The following is a 16,714-nucleotide window of genomic DNA, read 5'->3' as shown; positions in this document are numbered from 1 at the left end:
GCTAGGGCGGGGGCGGGGGGCGGGGTGTCCCTGAGCGGTCAGCCAAAAAAGAGCGGCGGGAACGCTCATCACGTCCCCGCTGCTGCTTATGGAAAGCTGAGTGCTGGAAGCTACCTCACCACGCGTAGAAGATCGCCACGATGAAGAGCCACACCACGTCCACCAGGTGCCAGTACAGGCTGGCGGCGGTCAGCGAACCGTGGTTGTACTTGTCCATCTTGCCGGTCAGCGCCTGGTAGTACGGCAGGGCGATGCCGGTGCCGCCAATCAGGATGTGCAGACCGTGCAGGCCCACGATGATGAAGAAGCACGACTGCCAGAGGTTCTGTTTCCAGTCGCTCTCGTGGCCGAACAGCGCGAACTCGTACACCTGGAAGATCATGAACAGCGCGCCCAGGATCAGCGTGATGAACAGGCCCAGGCGGAACCAGGTGTAGCGCCCGTGGTGGTGGTCCTGCTCGGCCTTGTGGATCACGAACGAGGAGCTGACCAGGATCAGGGTGTTCAGCGCCGCCAGCCAGATGTTGGGGCGCAGCGCGGGCGGCTCGGCGTGGCCGCTGATACGCAGGTACACGTACCCGGCGATCAGGACGCCGAACAGGCCCACTTCCGAGATGATGAACCAGGCCATGCCCATGAAGCCGTTGTCGTACTTGGTGAGGTGGTGATGCTCCACCGGCACCGCGTACTCACGGGTCCCCGCCCACTTGAACAGCGCCCACAGGAAGAAGGGGATGCTGAGGTACAGCACGATGCTGGCAAAGACATGGCTGGCGCCGGCATTGAAGAAGGGTTGCAGGCCGCCCGCCGGGGTGTAGTTGGTGAACCAGCCGAAGCTCAGGCCGTAGCCCATGAAGAACAGGGCCAGCGCGGTCAGGAAGGGCCAGATGGAGTCCACCGGCAGGTGGATGGTCCTGGGATCGACCGGCGTGAGCTTCTCGCCGCTCTTTTCCCAGTCGTACAGCGGCCGCTCGGTGGGGAAGCTGGTGGGGAACTCGTGCGCGAAGTTGTAGGCCGCGGGGGGAGAAGCCGCCGTCCACTCCAGCGTGAAGCCGCCCCAGGGGTTGTTCGAGGCCGTGATGGGCTTTTGCAGGCTCTGGTACATGTTCCAGACCCACACGATGCCGCCCGCCAGCAGGGTCAGCGCGCCCAGGGTCGAGATGAAGTTCAGCTCGGTCCAGGCGAAGTTGCCCTCGGGGTAGGTGTAGTAGCGCCGGGGCATGCCCAGCAGACCCAGCAGGTACTGCGGCAAAAAGGTCATCCACGAGCCGACCATGAAGAGCCAGAAGTGCCACATGCCCAGCCGCTCGTTCAGGAACCGGCCCGTCATCTTGGGCCACCAGTAGTAGATGCCGCCCATCGCCAGGAAGGCCGTGCCGAACATCATCACGTTGTGGAAGTGCGCCACGACGTAGTAACTCATGGTGACCTGGTAGTCGAAGGGAATCATGCCCAGGCTGACGCCCGTGATCCCGCCGATCAGGAAGTTGAAGATGAAGCCCACCAGCCAGTAGGTCGGCGTCTTCATGATGATGCGCCCGCCCCACAGCGTCCCGATCAGGTTGAAGATCTTGACGCCGGTCGGCACGGCCACGACCAGGGTGGCGACCATGAAGGCGATCTGCCAGGACTCGGGCAGGCCCACCGCGAACATGTGGTGCGCCCACACCAGCAGACTGACCAGCACGATGCCCAGCAGCGAGTAGACCATCACGCGGTAGCCGAACAGCGGCTTGCGGGCCATCGTGGAGGCGATTTCCGCGCCGATGCCCAGGTAGGGCAGCAGCATCACGTACACGGCGGGGTGCGAGTAGAACCAGAAAAACTGCTGGAACAGGATCGGGGTGCCGCCGATGCCGGGATTGAACATCGAGAGGCCCAGCTTGAGTTCCAGGAAGGTGACCAGCGCGGCGGCGGTCAGGCCCCCCAGGCTGATCAGCTGCAGCAGGCTGGTCGAGAAGATGGCCCAGCAGAAGATCGGCATCTTCCAGAGGCTCATGCCGGGGGTCCGCAGGTTGATGATGGTGGCCGCGAAGTTCGCGCTGCCCAGCAGCGACCCGATGCCGTTGAGGATCACGGCGACCATGAACACGCTGGTGCCGGTCTGGTTGCCGTCCACCGACAGCGGGTAGTAGAAGGTCCAGCCGACGCCGGGCGCGCCGCCGTTCCACAGGCCCGTGATCACCAGAATCAGGCTGAAGATAAAGAGCCACACCGCGAAGGTGTTCACGCGCGGCAGCGCCACGTCACGCACACCGAGTTGCAGCGGCAGGAAGAAGTTCCCGAAGCCGAACAGCCCGATCGGAATCAGGAAGAAGAAGATCATGATCGCCGCGTGCAGGGTCAGCACCTGGTTGTAGGTCTGGCCCACCAGGAACGTCTGGTCGGGCAGCGCCAGCTGCAAGCGCAGCGCGACCGCGAGGACGCCCGCGATCCCGAAGGCGATGATCGAGACGAAGATGTACAGCAGCCCGATCTTTTTGTGATCGGTGGTCATCATGTAGTCCTTGATGACCTCCCACGCGCCCCGGCGGGCAGCGGCGGTGGACTGCGGTGCGTGCTGGACCGTCACGGGTTGCCTCCTTGGGCGCTGGCGTTCTGACTGGTCACGGGCACGTCACGCCAGTAGTTGGCTTCCTCGGGCAGGCGGAGGCTGCGCAGGTAAGCGGCAATGTCGTCGATCTCCGCGTCGGTCAGCAGGCCCGCTTTCTGCACCTTGCCGTTCAGGCGGTACTCCTGGCCGTCGTAGGCGGGCATCAGGCTGCCGGGTTTGAGGGCCGGGCTGTGCTTGATCCAGCCGTGCAGCATCTCCTGTGCCCGCTCGCCTTCCCACATGCCTGCGCCCAGCGTGCGGCGGGTGCCGAAAAAGCTCAGGTCGGGTCCGGCCGCGCCCGCGGCGGGCGTGCCCTGGACACGGTGGCAAGCCGCGCACGCCAGCGCGCCCGTTGCGGGGTTGCCCTGCATGAACAGCGTGTAGCCGCGCGCCTCGGCGCTGCCGGGGGCAGGTTCGGGGGCGCGGTAGGCCTGCGCCGCCTGAAGGAACGTGTTGTACTGCTCGGGGTCCAGCGCGATCACCTTGAAGCGCATATTCGCGTGGCTGGCCCCGCACAGCACGTTACAGTTACCCTGGTAGGCCCCCGCGCGGTCGGTGTCGATCTGCCAGGTCTTGTGGGTGCCGGGCGTCGCGTCGCGCTGGCCGCCCAGGTTGGGTGCCCAGAAGGCGTGGATCACGTCCCCGCTGGTGATGGTCAGCGCCACCGGGCTGCGGGTGGGAATCACCAGCTCGTTGCCGTTGGTGACGTTGCCCCCCGCCGCTGCCGGCGCCGCCGGGTAGCCGAAGTTCCACCAGAACTGCTTGCCCAGCACGTCCACCTTCACGGCGTTCTGGGGGGTCGGGTTCAGGCGGGCCATCGTGCGGACCGTCAGCACGCTGAGCAGCATCACGATCAGCACCGGCACCACCACCAGGATGGTCTCCAGGCGGTTGTTGCCGTGGAACTGCTCCGGTTCGGCGTCGTTGCGGTCCTCACGGAACTTCCGCACCGTGTAGAACAGTGCGTACGACACGCCGATGAAGATGACGATCGAGAAGGCGATCGCCCACACGCTCATCCAGAACATCTCGCGGTTGTACGCCGACGACAGGTCCCCGATGGACAGCAGCTGCTGCGACCCACACCCGGTCAGCAGCGCCGCGCCCACGCCGAGCAGCCCGGCCCGTGCCAGTTGAGGCGGCAGGCCCCTCCTTGGTCCGCCTCTGCGGCGGCTATGGTTGGTGTTCAACATCACTCCTTTCCTCGCCTCCTAGTCTAAAGCGTTGCCCAGGGTTTTGCGCCCATGCAAAGCGCCCCGCTGCACGCGCTTCGCCGCGCGTGTTCGACCGGTCGGTCAGGCTCGGGGCCATGAGAACAGCTTGAGGGGTAGGCAAGTGTCCTGAAGGGGTGTGGGCAGCCGATTGTAGGCAGTGGCAAAAGAAGAAAGGCGGCCCCACCGGACCGCCCTGCCTTTCCTACACCCTCCAGCCCACAGCCTCTTTACCCCAGCAGCACCCGGTCCACCGCCGCCGCCACGAACAGCAGCGCGAGATACAGCATCGAGTACAGGTACAGCGGCACGGCCACCCGGCGCTCGACCTTGTTCCCGGCCATCACGTGGCGGTAAAGCCCCCACGACCGCTGAAGCAGCAGGCCGCCCAGCCCCAGCGCCGACAGGAAGTAGAGCCAGCCGACTTCCCGGAAGAACACCGGCATCACCGACAGCACCACCGTGTAGATGGCGTACAGGCCAATCTGGGCGACGGTCAGGCGGTCACCGTGGACGACAGGCAGCATCGGAATGCCGACCTCGCGGTACTCGTCTTTGATCATCAGCGCGAGCGCCCAGAAGTGGACCGGCGTCCAGAAGAAGATGATGGCGAACAGGAACCAGGCAAACAGGTTCAGGTCGCCCGTCACGGCGGCCCAGCCCACCAGCGGCGGGAAGCACCCGGCGGCCCCGCCCAGCACGATGTTGTGCCAGGTGGTGCGCTTGAGCCACAGCGTATACACCACCACGTAGGTCACGAAGCCCGCCAGACTCATCCAGGCGGCCAGCGGCGTGGCCCAGACCCACAGCATCACGAAGGACAGGACCTGCAAGGTGGTGCCGAAGATGGCCGCGTTGCGGGTGGAGATCAGGCCGCTGGTGGTGGGCCGGGTCGCCGTGCGCTTCATCTTGAGGTCGATGTCGCGGTCGATGATCATGTTGAACACGCCCGCCGACCCCGCCGACATGTAGCCCGCCAGCGACACCACGGTCAGCAGCCACAGCCCCGGCCAGCCGCGCGCGGCCATCACCATCGCGGTGAGGGTGGTCCACAGCAGCAGGCTGATGACCTTGGGTTTGGTCAGCGAGAGATAATCGCGCCAGGTCGCGCGCAGGGGACGGCTGTTGACGCCGGACGCCGGAGTGACACGGTCGGTGGTCATGCCGCCGCCCCCTGACGCGGGGCCGGATGGACGCGGCGCAGGGCGGTCAGCGCCCCGAAGCTGAGCAGGACCGTCACGAGCCACATGATGCACGCCAGCAGCAGGTGCGTGAGCTGCATCCACGCCGGGGCCTTGAGGGCCACGTTCAGGAAGCCCGCCAGCACCTGAAGGGCGATCACGCCGGTCAGCACCCCGCCCCAGCGGGTCACTTCCGGCGAGGGCCGCAGGCGGCGCAGCGCCCCCACCAGCCAGATCAGGTACGCGCTGGAGATGATGGCGAGCATGGGGTGGATGACGCGCAGGTTCTCGATCAGGCCTGCCGCACTCCCGAAATCGCGGCGGACCGTATCCAGCGGCGTCCCGGGCGCGGGCGCGAACAGCAGATCACCCAGCGCCGTCACCGCGCCCGCCATGCCCAGCAGCAGCGTCAGCCCCAGGCCCAGCAGGATCAGCCCCAGCGTGCGCCCCTGCCCGCGCAGCCGCAGCGCCGGGCGGCCCGAGGCCCACAGCGCCGTGAGCAGCAGCGCCCCCAGCAGCAGGAAGGTATTTGCCAGGTGCACGCCCTGCACCAGCCCGCGTGCCGGGTCGGTCGAATCGGCGGTCAGGCCCAGCAACACCTGCACGCCGCCCACCAGCCCCTCCAGCACGATCAGCGCGAAGCTGAGGACCGCACCCAGCCGCGCCGGGTGGCCCCGGGGCGTGGTGCGGAAGGCCAGCCCGATCAGCCCCAGGGCCAGCAGGCCGCTCGCGCCGCTGGTCAGGCGGTGGCTGAACTCGATCACCGTGTGCAGGGCCGGACTTTGCGGCACCACCACGCCGTTACACAGCGGCCAGTGGTCGCCGCAGCCCGCCCCCGCCCCGGTCAGGCGCACGACCGCGCCCCACAGGATCACCAGCACGTTGTACGCGAGGGCCGTCCAGGCCAGCCGGGGCAGCCACGCGCCCACGCGGGACCGGGGCACCGTCAATGCGCTGCTCACTTCACTTCACCGTCCTTCCGACCGCCCGCCATGGGGCCGGTCAGCCTTCATCCCCGCATTCTAGGCAGGTCGGGAGGCTGAAGATTGTCCCCTGGGTCCCCTCATCCGCCGCCGATCCGGAAACCGGGGACATCCCGGACATCCGCCCCCCCTAGACTGCGCGGCGTGGCGGCCATCATCAACCAGTGGGCAGTGATTACCATCGTTCTGAGCGGCATAACCCTCGTGATCGGCGTCTTTTTCATCCGGCGCGGCAACCGCGAGGCGCATATGCGCGCCATGTTGACCGCCAGCGCCCTGGCCACCATTTTCCTGGTGCTGTACCTCACCCGCCTGGGGCTGGGCTACGAGAAGAAGTACGTCGGCCCCGCCGAGTGGCGCGGCGCGTATTACTTCCTGCTGATCAGCCACATCATCCTGGCGGCGGCGAACCTGCCCCTGGCTGTGGTCGCGCTCTGGAACGCCTGGAAGGGCCTGAGGGCAGCGGGCAACCTCGGCAACATCGGTGCCCCCGTCGCCCGCCGCTTTTTCGACCGGCACCGCGCCTGGGTGCGCTGGACTGTGCCGGTCTGGCTGTATGTCGCCGTGACCGGCTGGATCATCTATCTGGTGCTGGGGCGGTACGGCCAGGTCGTCCAGGGGTAGCTTGCGAGCGGGCTGCCAAAGCGGCCAGACAGCTGATTGCCGGGGGCCGAAAACTGATAGCTTCCCCCCATGAAACGCAGTGTGCCTGACCTTCTGCACGCCCAGGAACCGCTGGTGATGGTCACCGCCTACGACTATCCCGGCGCGCGGCACGCCGAGGGCGCCGGCGTGGACCTGATTCTGGTCGGGGACAGCCTGGGCAACGTGGTGCTGGGCTACGACTCCACCGCGCCCGTCACGCTGGACGACATGATCCACCACGCCCGGGCGGTGCGCCGGGGGGCACCGGACACCTTTCTGGTCGTGGACCTGCCCTTCGGCACCTACCACACCGGGGTCACGGACGCGGTGCGCCACGCCGTGCGCGTGATTCAGCAGACGGGCGCGGACGCCGTGAAGCTGGAGGGGGCCACGCCCGAGGTGCTGGAGGTCGTGCGGGTGCTGACCCGCAACGGCATTCCCGTAATGGGTCACGTGGGCCTGATGCCGCAGACGGCCACCGCGCAGGGCGGCCTGAAGGTGCAGGGCAAGGACGAGGAGAGTGCGCGCCGCACCCTGGAAGGTGCGCTGGCGCTCGAAGCCGCCGGGGCCTTCAGCGTGGTGCTGGAGGCCATTCCCGCCCGACTGGCCCGCCTGATCACCGGGCGGTTGCAGGTGCCCACCATCGGCATCGGGGCGGGGGTGCATTGCCGGGGCCAGGTGCTGGTGTACCACGACCTGCTGGGCCTCTACGAGGGCGACGAGAAAAAGCTCGCCAAGCGGTACGCCGAACTGGGCCGGGAGGCGCGCGAGGCCATCGCCGCCTATGCCCGCGAGGTCCGCGCCCGCGAGTTTCCCACCCGGGATCAGAGTTTCGTGATGAAGGACGACGTGCTGGGCAAGCTGTACTGAGGCGGTCCTGAGGAGGGGTGGGGGCGAGGCCTGCCCTCCACCCCCCCTCACCCCCGGCGGCCCATCCGCACAGGCGCACCTGCGTCCCCCAGCGCAGTGCTATGACTGGGAGACCATGCCGCCCGCTCCCCTCCGTCCGGAAGATCTGCCCACGCGCATCACGCGCCTGTACTTCCGGGTGCTGGTGCCGCTGCTGGTCGGGATCGTCTGCTGGACCATGCTGACCCATCCCGTGAGTGTGCCCACCCTGGCCTTCGCGGGTCTGCTGCTGCTGATCGCGGCGGCCCATCAGCTGCTGGCGCCGCGCTGGGAGTGGCCGCTGCGGCTGGTCGCCACGGGCGCGCAGGTGGTGTACGTCTTGGCCCTCGCGCTGTTCGGGGAACAGCTGGGCGTGCGGGGCAACGGGCAGGCCCTGAGCATCGTGCTGCTGATCGCCCCCATGACCGTGCTGGCCTGGAGCCTGCTGTTTTCCGATCACCCCCGGGTGGGCCGGGTGTTCAGCCTCGCGCTCTCGCTGGCCGCGACGCTGCTGGTGCGGCACTGGGACAACGTCAACGCCCAGCCCGAACCGGGCACCGCCCCCCTCCTGCTGGTGGTCTGCCTGGGCACCGCCCTGTTCGGCTGGGCGGTCGTCCGGCTGCAACGCCGCCTGCTGCTGGGCGAACGCGACGCCCGCCGTGATCCCCTCACGGGCCTGCTCAACCGCCGCGCCTTCGAGGAAGCGGACGCTGGCCCCATCCTGCCCGGTGTTCTCGCGGTTCTGGACATCGACCATTTCAAGCGGGTGAACGACCGCCACGGCCACGAGGCCGGGGACCGGGTGCTGCGTGCGGTCGCCGACGTGCTGCTCGACACGGTCGCGGGGTGCGGCGAGGTGTACCGCTGGGGCGGCGAGGAATTCGTGGTCTGCCTCCCCGACACCTGCGCCGTGGGTGCCCCGGCCCTGCTGGAACGGGTCCGGCGCGAGGTGGCCGGGCGGTCCTTCGCCGCCGGTCAGCACGTGACCCTCAGCATCGGCCTCAGCCGCTACGGTCGGGGGCGGCCCCGGCGCGCGGCTTTTGCCAGCGCCGACGCCGCCCTCAGGGTCGCCAAAGACACCGGGCGCGACCGCATGGTGGCCGCGCCCGAGTCCCCGGACCTTCTGCCGGGTGCAGAGGCGGGTGCAGAGGAAGGCCCCTCCCCCGCAGGTTGAGGAGGGGCCGGCACGGGCCGGGCGCGCCGCTCAGTTCCAGCGGCCCCCGCGCTCGCGGCGCACCTCGGGTTCGGGGGCGGCGTAGGTTTCCTCGGCCCGCGAGAGCTTCTTGCGGCCATACAGCCCTTCGAGGATGAACTCGGCCGCCGAGGCCCGCACGGCGTCGTCACCGAGGCCCGCCACCTGGGCGGCGAGGTCGGTCAGGCCCGGCACCTCCCGGGTGGCCTTCATGGCGGCCCCGGCGTCCCCGGACTGCGGGAAGCGGAAGACGTTGCCGTCCTCGAACCACTTTTCCAGGGTGCGGGTATCGAAGCTGGCGTAGCGGCGGGCGTAGACGGCCCCGGCGGCCTTGCGGATCACGTCGCGGGCCACCACGTCCGCGCCCTTGAGTTCGCCCTCGTACTCCAGTTCCAGCTTGCCGGTGATGGCCGGGAGGCCCGCGTAGACGTCACTGACCCGCACCACCGGCACGTCGCCCGACACCAGGCCCCGGCGCTCGGCGTTGGCGGAGGCGACCTCCATCAGGCTGATCGGAAGGCGCTGCGACACGCCGCTCATCTTGTCCACCCGCCCGTCCTCGCGGGCCTGGAAGGCGATTTCCTCGATCAGTTCCGAGATGAACTCGGGTACCACGACGCCCTCGGCCTTCACCGCTTCCTGCGCGGTGATGTCCATGCCCAGCCGCACGTCGGTGGGGTAGTGGGTGCGGATTTCCGAGCCGATGCGGTCCTTCAAGGGCGTGACGATCTTGCCACGCGCGGTGTAGTCCTCGGGGTTGGCCGAAAAGACCAGCATCACGTCGAGTTCCAGCCGGATGGGGTAGCCCTTGATCTGCACGTCCCCTTCCTGAAGGATATTGAAGAGCGCCACCTGCACTTTGGGGGCCAGGTCGGCCAGCTCGTTCACCGCGAAGATGCCCCGGTTGGCGCGCGGCAGCAGCCCGAAGTGCATGGAGCGGGTGTCGCCCAGGCTGGTGCCCAGGCGCGCGGCCTTGATGGGGTCCACGTCCCCGATCAGGTCGGCCACCGTCACGTCGGGCGTGGCGAGCTTTTCCACATAGCGGTCGGCGCGCGGCAGCCAGCGGATCGGCAGGTCCAGGCCGTGCGCTTCGAGCAGGTGACGGCCCTCCGCGCCGATGGGGTTGAGGGGATCGTCGGGCATGTCCACGCCGTCGATCACCGGCACATGGTCGTCGAGCAGCCCCGTGATCGCGCGCAGGATGCGGCTCTTGGCCTGCCCGCGCAGCCCCAACAGGATGAAGTTCTGACGGGCCAGCAGCGCATTCGTGAGCTGCGGGATCACCGTCTCGTCGTAGCCGACCACGCCGGGAAACAGGTCCTCGCCCTGGCGCAGCTTGCGGGTCAGGTTGTCCCGCACCTCGTCCTGGACCAGCCGCACCTGGCCGTCGAAGGGCGCGCGGCCCGCGTATTCCGGCGTCTGAAGCAGTTCTCCGAGCGTCCTGGCCTTCACCTGTCCCTGTACGGCAGTCATGATGCGCGGAAAGTAGCACGCAGCGCGCGGCGGGAATGTGCGGGTTGCTGGAGAATCGGGTTGCTGGAGAACGTGGGGCGCGGCTTCAGGAAGAACTGCTCGCCGCTGCCGCCGTCTGGTCGTCCTCCAGCACCTTGTAGGCGCAGACGGCAGCCAGCGCCGCGAGTTCGGGCGGCAGGTCCCCGAAGTCCAGGTGGACGTCTTTGCCATCAAACGCGCCCCCGATGCGGCCCGTGAGCCGCTTTCCTTCCACCCGCAGGTCCACGTCCTTGCCCATCGTCCGCCCCGAGAAGCGCCCGGTCACGTGCCGCCCGTCGATCTTCAGGTGAACGTCGTCGCCGTTCCACTGGCCGCCCAGGCGCACGTCCACGCCGCGCGGCGACACGTCCCCGTCGGCGTCGAAGCCCGCGAAGGTGCCGCCGACGCGCCCGTCCACGTCCCCCGCGTGCAGCGTGAGGTCGAGGTCCTTGCCCTGAACCCGCCCGCCGATGCGTCCGCGCAGGCGCTCGCCGTCCCACTCGGCATGCAGATCGTACCCCTGGGTCACGCCGCCGATGCGTCCATTCAGCTTACTCATGCCCCCAGGTACGCGGCCCGCTGGCCCAGGGTTGCCCGCCGGAATGGTCAGAATACGGGCGTGATCCGCCCCGCTGTTCCCGCCGACGCCCCGGTGATCGCCGTTCACCGTTCTCCCGACGAGGTGGATGCCCCCGAGCGTCCCGTCTACGCCGCCTGGGTCGCGGACGCGCTGGAACGTGGCCTGTACGTCGGTTTTCTGGCCGTCAGCGACGGGGGAGAGGTCGTGGCCGGTGCGGGGTTGACCCTGCTGGAGTGGGGGCCTTCGCGCGGCGACCCGCAGCCGTGGCGGGCGCGGGTGGTGAACGTCTGGACTCAGCCCGACTGGCGGCGGCAGGGCCTCGCGCGTGAACTCGTGATTTGCTGCCTGCAAGCCGCTCAGGAACGCGGCGTCACCCGCATCAGCCTGGGCACCAGCGAGATGGGCCGGGCGCTGTACGAGGGGCTGGGCTTCCGGGCGAGCGGGACGGAGATGGCGTTGGTCCTGAAGTAGAGCTTGGGATCACTGCACGTAGTCCGAGCCGCCGATGTGAATGACATCCTTGGACATCCGGTAGAAGAACAGCCGCTTCTGTCCCCCGTCCGCATAGTTCAGCGTGATGCCGTAGCGGCTGACGCTGTACTTGCCCGAGGTGCTGCTCTGGCTGGCGGCGGTCACGTTGGAGGTCGTGGCCCCCGCCGAGCGGCCCCCCTTGAAGGTGCCCTGGGGCGTGAAGGTGTAATCGCTGCTGACGGCGACCGTCACGTCCCCGCCGAGCGCCGAGTTGCCGCCGCCCCCGATGGTCCTGAAGTTGCCGCTCAGCTTCGTGCCCGCCGGGGCAGGCGGCATGGTCAGGTCGCGGGTGACCTTGACGGTCTGGGTCTCGCCGTCGCCCCACTTGACCAGGAAGTTCTGGCCCTGCCGCGTCCATTGGCCCCACTTCTGCGGCTCAAGCTGGCGCGAGAGGGCGACGTTGAAGCTGTCGGGTGCCCAGGAGGGGTCGTTGTAGACCGTGCCGTCTTTCAGGAACAGCAGGGGCGGATAGCTGGGATAGGTCATGCCCCCCACACCCACCACGGTAGACGGGTAGAGGTAGACCCCCAGAATCTGGCTGTCTTGCAGGCCCTTTCCGGCGGCGACCAGGAACTTCTCGGCGGGCTGGTTCTTGAAACGCCAGCCGACATCGGCCACGGGCAGGGACGACTTTTTCAGGCCGGCAGCGGCACTCGCATTCAGCACGCGGCAGTTCCGCAGGGTGAAGCCGGTGTCACGGTCGAACTCGCTCACGCTGCCCACCACAGTCGCCGCCTTGCCCCGCAGCGGGTCCAGGGCGTCATCCTCGGTGAGTTCATAGCAGTAGATGCCCCAGCGCGCGGTGCGGCGGTCGTCCTCCTGGTCCAGCGCATCGAACCTGGGGGCGACCGTTCCGGTCACGGCCACCTGCGCGCCCAACGAACGCAGTCTTTTCAGGACCGCTTCCTCGGCGGCGCTGCCGGAGGTGCCTTTGGGCAGGGCCGCCAGCGTCTGACCGGCCAGGGTCGAGAGTTGCGCCACGCTGTAGACCGTGCTGACCCCAGCAGCGGCCTGCGTCTGACCGGACGTCTTTCCCGTGGTTGTTCCGGTATTTACCGTGGTCTGCCCGGCCAGCAGCGCGCCCAGGTTCGGCACCTTGGCCTTGACGTCGAAGGCGGCGGTGCCGAGTTGCTGCGCGTACACCCCGCAGACCTGGGAGGCTGGCCCCAGCTTTTGCAGCGCGGCCACCAGGTCGCCCTGGCTGTCCCTAACCTGCGCCTTGAGCTGCGCCAGGACGTCCGCCCCCAGCAGGCGGCTGAGCTGGGGTTCGAACTGCGTCAGGCCCTGCCGCTGCGTCCAGGCGGTGAACGCCTGTCGGCTGCGCCCCGCGCTGGCCGGGTCTTTCTGAGCGCAGTAGTCGCGGTACGTCTGGGCCGTGAAGTAGGTGGCATAGGCCGAGGCGAGGGCCAGCGCCTGTTGCTGTCCGGTCTGTTCCTGGCTCGCCTGGCCCTGAGCCGCCGGAAGCAGCAGACTGCCCAGAGCCAGCGCGTGACGTGGTGTCAACATGCCCCACTGTACGCAGGAATCGGGCCTTCCCCGGCGTTTCTGGTTTCTTCGTGAAAGCTCTCCGGCGTGAGACTGCTCTGGAGAGGGTCGTGGCGGGCCAGGTGAAGGTTCCTGCATCTTTCTCGCGGGTGCGGCGGGGCCGCGGTCTTTACGCTCGGGGGAAGGGCCGCCCTTCAGGCCCCACCCGCGAGGAGGTCCCGCTATGAAATCCATGCTGCTGTCCGCCCTGCTCCTGGCCCCCATGCTGCTGCTGCCCTCGGCCCAGGCCGCCGACGTGTCCTGCGCGGGCACCCTGAATGGCCGCACCATCAACGGCGACGTGAAGGTGCGGCAGGGAGCCACCTGCACGCTGGTGAACAGCCGCGTGAACGGTGACGTGAAGGTCGGGCGCGGCGGGAACGCGGTGATCCGCGACAGCGACATCAACGGCGATATCGAGGGGAAAGACGGCTTCCGGAGCGTCACCGTGACCGGCAGCGTCATCAACGGCGACCTGGAACTGAAAAAGGGCGGCAGCGTGAGCGTGGAGAACGTGCGCGTGACCGGTGACCTCGAACTGAAGAAGAACAGCGGCACGGTGCGGGTGAACCGCGTCACGGTCAACGGCGACCTGGAGTGCGAGGACAACCGCGCCGCCCCGACCGGGGGCCAGAACCGCGTGACGGGCGACCGTGAGGGGCAGTGCCGGGCGCTGTAAGAGAAGAGGGCTGGGACTGACGCGAAAAGCGTGCATGGCAGCGGGAGTGAGATTGCGTCTTCTTCCACTGGGACGGCTTTGCCGCCCGCCCCCTCTGCTTCGCGGCTTTGCAAGTCCCAGCCTTCCCCGCCAGGGGGGACTCGCAGAGCTGCTTGCAGAGGAGCCAAAAAGCCCGCCTGTGCGCACTCGTCTTTTGAGTCACCTACGTCTTGGGCGAAAGGCTGGAGGAGTGTTCAGCAGAAGCTGACGCTCCCCCAGCCATCTGCCTTCTGCCGGCCGGCCATCTGCTCTAGACTCCCCCGCATGTACCGTGCCGTCATCGGGCTGGAAGTCCACCTGCAATTGAAAACGCGCTCCAAGCTGTTCAGCGCGTGTCCAGCGGACTATCACGGCGCGGAGCCGAACACCTTCACCGACCCCCTCACGCTGGGGCTGCCCGGCACGCTGCCCACCCTCAACCGCGAGGCGGTGGACCTCGCGCTGATGTTCGGCCTGGGCCTGAACTGCGACGTATCGGGGTTCACGCAGTTTCACCGCAAGAACTACTTCTACCCCGACGCGCCCAAGAACTTCCAGCTCTCGCAGTACGACCGCCCCATCGCACGCGACGGCTATCTGGACGTAACGCTGGAGAGCGGCGAGCACACGCGGGTCCGCATCAAGCGTGCCCACCTGGAAGACGATGCGGGCAAGCTGATTCACCCGGCCTACGCCCCCTACAGCCTGCTCGACCTCAACCGCGCCGGGTCGCCGCTGATCGAGATGGTGACCGAGGCGGACATTACGGGGGCGGAGCAGGCCCGCGCCTTTCTGGAGGCGGTGCAGGCCATCGCCCAGTCGCTCGGTGTGTCGGACGCCACGCCCGAGGAAGGCAAGATGCGCTGCGACGTGAACCTCAGCCTTCACAAGCCCGGCGAACCCTGGGGCACCAAGGTCGAGGTGAAGAACCTCAACTCCTTCCGCTCGGTGGCCCGCGCCATCGAGTACGAGACGGCCCGGCAGACGCGCGTGCTGGAGTCGGGCGGCGTCATCACCCAGGACACCCTGGGCTGGGACGAGGGCGGCCAGAAGACCTTCGTGATGCGGACGAAGGAGGGCGAGGCCGATTACCGCTATTTCCCGGAACCCGACCTGCCGCCCCTCGACATCACGCCCGAGTGGATCGCGCGGGTGCGGGCGCAGATGCCCGAACTGCCCGCGCAGAAGCGGGAGCGGTACGTGGCGGCGGGCGTGCGGGCGGGGGATGCCGGGACCCTCAGCCTGAACGTGGCCCTCTCGCGCTTCTACGACGCGGCGCTCAGGACCGAACCTGCCCCCGACGCCCAGAAACTCGCCAACTGGCTGCTGACCGACGTGGCCGGCTTCCTGGCCGCCCGCGAGATCGGCATCGGTCAGGCGGAGTTGAAGCCGGGGCACCTCGCCGCCCTGGTCCGGCTGATTGACGCGGGCACCATCAGCGGCAAGATCGCCAAAGACCTCCTCCCCGACGTGATGGACGGGCAGGACCCGGGGGTGCTGGTGCGCGAGCGTGGCTTGACCGTCGTGACCGATACCGCCGCCATCGACGCCGCCATCGACGCCGCCATGCGGGCCGACCCCGCCACCGTCGAGAAGGTGCGGGCCGGGAACGCCAAGGCTATGAACGCCCTCTTCGGCCCGGTGATGAAGGCGACCGGGGGCCAGGCCAAGCCCGAGGTCGTGCGCGAGCGCCTGCAAGCCAAGCTGGGGCTGTGAGGGGCGGCGGTCAGCCCGCAGCGTTCGGCCGTCCGCGGTTGCCCGGCTCTGCTGGAGCCTCCGCGTGACCCCCGCCCGCTGGCGCTCTGCCGCGCTGCTGGCCCTGGGGGTGCAGGTCACGGGGTTGTTCGGCCTGGCCGCCTACTCGCTGTGGCGGGGCCGCTTCTCGGAGGGCGCGTGGTTCTCGGGCATCGAGGCGCTGCTGGCGGGGCTGGTGCTGGCGTGGTGGACGGTGCTTCTGGGCCGGTTCACCACAGGGCAGCCCGTGCCACCGACGGACGGCACGCTGCGGGCGCTGCGGTTCGCCTTTCCCTGGCTCACGTCCTTCCGGCTGGTGCTGTGGCTCCTGACGCTGCTGTTTGTCCTGAACGGCAGCGCCCCCGAGGCGAACACGGTGGCCCTGACCGCGCTGCTGACCGTGTGGCCCGTCGGCATCCTGGCCGGGAACGCCGTCTACGGCACGCTGGCCCGCCTCGCCCCGAATCCCGCCGATCTGACGGGGCGCAGGCGACTCGCGGACTGGCTGAATCTGGCCGCCGCCCTCAGCCTGGGCATGGCCGTGTTCAACGTGGTGCCCATCGCCGGGTTCAGCGACCCCGTGACCCGCACCGACCAGCTCGTGTACGCGCTCAGCGGCGCGCTGGACGTGCTGGCGACGTTGCTGGCGCTGCGGGCGGTGCAGGCGGCTCCGGTGACGGGGGGCTGAGGGCCGGTTCTCGGCGTTCCGCTGCCCGCCCCCGCGCCCTGTATGCTGCGAGGCACGCATGACTGACCGCAAACCTCTCGTGTCGCTGGGCGACCTGGCCTGGGACGTGCTGGCCAAACCTGACACCATGCTGCTGCCGGGCGGGGACACCACCGGGCGGCTGGAACTCTCCGGGGGCGGGTCGGCGGCAAATGTGGCCGTGTGGGCACGCCGGGCCGGGTGCCCCGCGACCTTCGTGGGCAAGATCGGCCGCGACCGCTTCGGGGAACTGGCGACCTCCGAACTGCGCGCCGAGGACGTGCGGGCCGAACTGACCCTCAGCGCCGAGCACCCGACCGGCGTGATCCTGGCGCTGATCGACCGCCGGGGTCAGCGCGCGATGCTGACCGGGCAGGGGGCCGACTGGGAACTGCTGCCGGGGGAATTGCCGCGTGAAGTTCTGCGGGGCGCGCGGCACCTGCACCTGACCGCCTGGAGCCTTTTCCGCGACCCGCCCCGCGCCGCCGCCCTGGAGGCCGCGCGCCTCGCCAAGGAGGCCGGGGCGACCCTCAGCCTCGACCCCGGGAGCTTTCAGATGATTCAGCAGATGGGCCGCGAGAACTTCCTGAAGGTCGTGGACGACATGCCCTTCGACGTGATCTTTCCCAACGACGACGAGGCCCGCGCCATGAGCGGCGAGCCGGAGCCGGGCCGGGCGCTGGACTGGCTGCGGGAGCGGTATCCGCACGCGCTGGTCGTCCTGAAGCTCGACGAGGAAGGCGCGCTGCTGGAAGGGC

Annotated in this window: 15 protein-coding genes; 8 read left to right on the top strand and 7 right to left on the bottom strand. The window is 68.7% G+C overall.

The window, feature by feature from the left end; genetic code table 11:
• Positions 1-115: 115 nt before the first annotated feature.
• From DEIPH_RS11935 to DEIPH_RS11920, 4 genes are all read right to left on the bottom strand, one after another.
• Entirely contained in the window at positions 116-2,572 is a 2,457-nt protein-coding gene (locus DEIPH_RS11935) for a cbb3-type cytochrome c oxidase subunit I (RefSeq protein ID WP_034358336.1), read from the bottom strand.
• Entirely contained in the window at positions 2,569-3,786 is a 1,218-nt protein-coding gene (gene coxB, locus DEIPH_RS11930; RefSeq protein WP_081790901.1) for a cytochrome c oxidase subunit II, read from the bottom strand. Before coxB ends, DEIPH_RS11935 begins: the two co-directional genes overlap by 4 nt.
• 248 nt (positions 3,787-4,034) lie before the next feature.
• Positions 4,035-4,967 carry a heme o synthase gene (locus tag DEIPH_RS11925; protein WP_034358332.1) on the bottom strand — a complete coding sequence of 311 codons (933 nt, stop codon included), beginning with the start codon at positions 4,965-4,967 and terminating at the stop codon, positions 4,035-4,037.
• The gene (locus DEIPH_RS11920; protein WP_034358330.1) at positions 4,964-5,947 is read right to left on the bottom strand and encodes a COX15/CtaA family protein; all 984 of its coding nucleotides are present in this window, start codon (positions 5,945-5,947) and stop codon (positions 4,964-4,966) included. Before DEIPH_RS11920 ends, DEIPH_RS11925 begins: the two co-directional genes overlap by 4 nt.
• Before the next feature lie 165 nt (positions 5,948-6,112).
• Here DEIPH_RS11920 and DEIPH_RS11915 point away from each other — a divergent pair, with 165 nt between their 5' ends.
• From DEIPH_RS11915 to DEIPH_RS11905, 3 genes are all read left to right on the top strand, one after another.
• A complete protein-coding gene (locus tag DEIPH_RS11915) occupies positions 6,113-6,592 on the top strand; it encodes a DUF420 domain-containing protein (protein WP_034358328.1) in 480 nt (159 codons plus the stop codon).
• Positions 6,593-6,661: 69 nt separating this feature from the next.
• Positions 6,662-7,483, top strand: coding sequence for a 3-methyl-2-oxobutanoate hydroxymethyltransferase (gene panB / locus DEIPH_RS11910; RefSeq protein ID WP_034358326.1), 822 nt, complete (start codon positions 6,662-6,664; stop codon positions 7,481-7,483).
• A 115-nt stretch (positions 7,484-7,598) separates the two neighbouring features.
• Positions 7,599-8,675, top strand: a complete 1,077-nt coding sequence (locus tag DEIPH_RS11905) for a GGDEF domain-containing protein (protein ID WP_051517342.1) — start codon at positions 7,599-7,601, stop codon at positions 8,673-8,675.
• Between the two features lie 30 nt (positions 8,676-8,705).
• Here DEIPH_RS11905 and DEIPH_RS11900 read toward each other — a convergent pair whose 3' ends face one another.
• A complete protein-coding gene (locus DEIPH_RS11900) occupies positions 8,706-10,166 on the bottom strand; it encodes an ATP-binding protein (protein ID WP_034358323.1) in 1,461 nt (486 codons plus the stop codon).
• An 85-nt stretch (positions 10,167-10,251) separates the two neighbouring features.
• Positions 10,252-10,743, bottom strand: a complete 492-nt coding sequence (locus tag DEIPH_RS11895; RefSeq protein ID WP_034358320.1) for a hypothetical protein — start codon at positions 10,741-10,743, stop codon at positions 10,252-10,254.
• Between the two features lie 60 nt (positions 10,744-10,803).
• Between DEIPH_RS11895 and DEIPH_RS19305 the strand changes: the two genes are divergently transcribed.
• A complete protein-coding gene (locus DEIPH_RS19305) occupies positions 10,804-11,235 on the top strand; it encodes a GNAT family N-acetyltransferase (RefSeq protein ID WP_235183235.1) in 432 nt (143 codons plus the stop codon).
• A 9-nt stretch (positions 11,236-11,244) separates the two neighbouring features.
• Here the strand turns inward: DEIPH_RS19305 and DEIPH_RS11885 are convergent, their stop codons facing one another.
• Positions 11,245-12,801: a hypothetical protein gene (locus tag DEIPH_RS11885; protein WP_235183234.1), complete on the bottom strand. Its 1,557-nt coding sequence runs from the start codon at positions 12,799-12,801 to the stop codon at positions 11,245-11,247.
• A gap of 202 nt (positions 12,802-13,003) precedes the next feature.
• On the opposite strand from DEIPH_RS11885, the gene DEIPH_RS11880 reads away from it, so the two are divergent.
• From DEIPH_RS11880 to DEIPH_RS11865, 4 genes are all read left to right on the top strand, one after another.
• Complete coding sequence (locus DEIPH_RS11880) at positions 13,004-13,498, top strand: hypothetical protein (RefSeq protein ID WP_034358318.1); 495 nt, start codon at positions 13,004-13,006, stop codon at positions 13,496-13,498.
• A 303-nt stretch (positions 13,499-13,801) separates the two neighbouring features.
• Positions 13,802-15,232: an Asp-tRNA(Asn)/Glu-tRNA(Gln) amidotransferase subunit GatB gene (gene gatB, locus DEIPH_RS11875; RefSeq protein WP_034358316.1), complete on the top strand. Its 1,431-nt coding sequence runs from the start codon at positions 13,802-13,804 to the stop codon at positions 15,230-15,232.
• Positions 15,233-15,296: 64 nt separating this feature from the next.
• Positions 15,297-15,938, top strand: a complete 642-nt coding sequence (locus tag DEIPH_RS11870; RefSeq protein ID WP_034358314.1) for a hypothetical protein — start codon at positions 15,297-15,299, stop codon at positions 15,936-15,938.
• 58 nt (positions 15,939-15,996) lie between these two features.
• Positions 15,997-16,714: carbohydrate kinase family protein (locus DEIPH_RS11865; RefSeq protein ID WP_034358312.1), on the top strand; the 718-nt coding region annotated here is incomplete at its 3' end.

Source organism: Deinococcus phoenicis (genome assembly GCF_000599865.1).
Classification (GTDB): domain Bacteria; phylum Deinococcota; class Deinococci; order Deinococcales; family Deinococcaceae; genus Deinococcus; species Deinococcus phoenicis.
This window is presented reverse-complemented; position numbering and strand designations above follow the sequence as displayed.

Excerpts from the sequence above, each read along its gene's own strand:
- gatB (WP_034358316.1), top strand. The coding sequence starts at position 13,802 with ATGTACCGTGCCGTCATCGGGCTGGAAGTCCACCTGCAATTGAAAACG.
- coxB (WP_081790901.1), bottom strand. The coding sequence starts at position 3,786 with ATGTTGAACACCAACCATAGCCGCCGCAGAGGCGGACCAAGGAGGGGC.
- DEIPH_RS11900 (WP_034358323.1), bottom strand. The coding sequence starts at position 10,166 with ATGACTGCCGTACAGGGACAGGTGAAGGCCAGGACGCTCGGAGAACTG.
- DEIPH_RS11885 (WP_235183234.1), bottom strand. The coding sequence starts at position 12,801 with ATGTTGACACCACGTCACGCGCTGGCTCTGGGCAGTCTGCTGCTTCCG.
- DEIPH_RS11895 (WP_034358320.1), bottom strand. The coding sequence starts at position 10,743 with ATGAGTAAGCTGAATGGACGCATCGGCGGCGTGACCCAGGGGTACGAT.
- panB (WP_034358326.1), top strand. The coding sequence starts at position 6,662 with ATGAAACGCAGTGTGCCTGACCTTCTGCACGCCCAGGAACCGCTGGTG.
- DEIPH_RS11880 (WP_034358318.1), top strand. The coding sequence starts at position 13,004 with ATGAAATCCATGCTGCTGTCCGCCCTGCTCCTGGCCCCCATGCTGCTG.
- DEIPH_RS11925 (WP_034358332.1), bottom strand. The coding sequence starts at position 4,967 with ATGACCACCGACCGTGTCACTCCGGCGTCCGGCGTCAACAGCCGTCCC.
- DEIPH_RS11905 (WP_051517342.1), top strand. The coding sequence starts at position 7,599 with ATGCCGCCCGCTCCCCTCCGTCCGGAAGATCTGCCCACGCGCATCACG.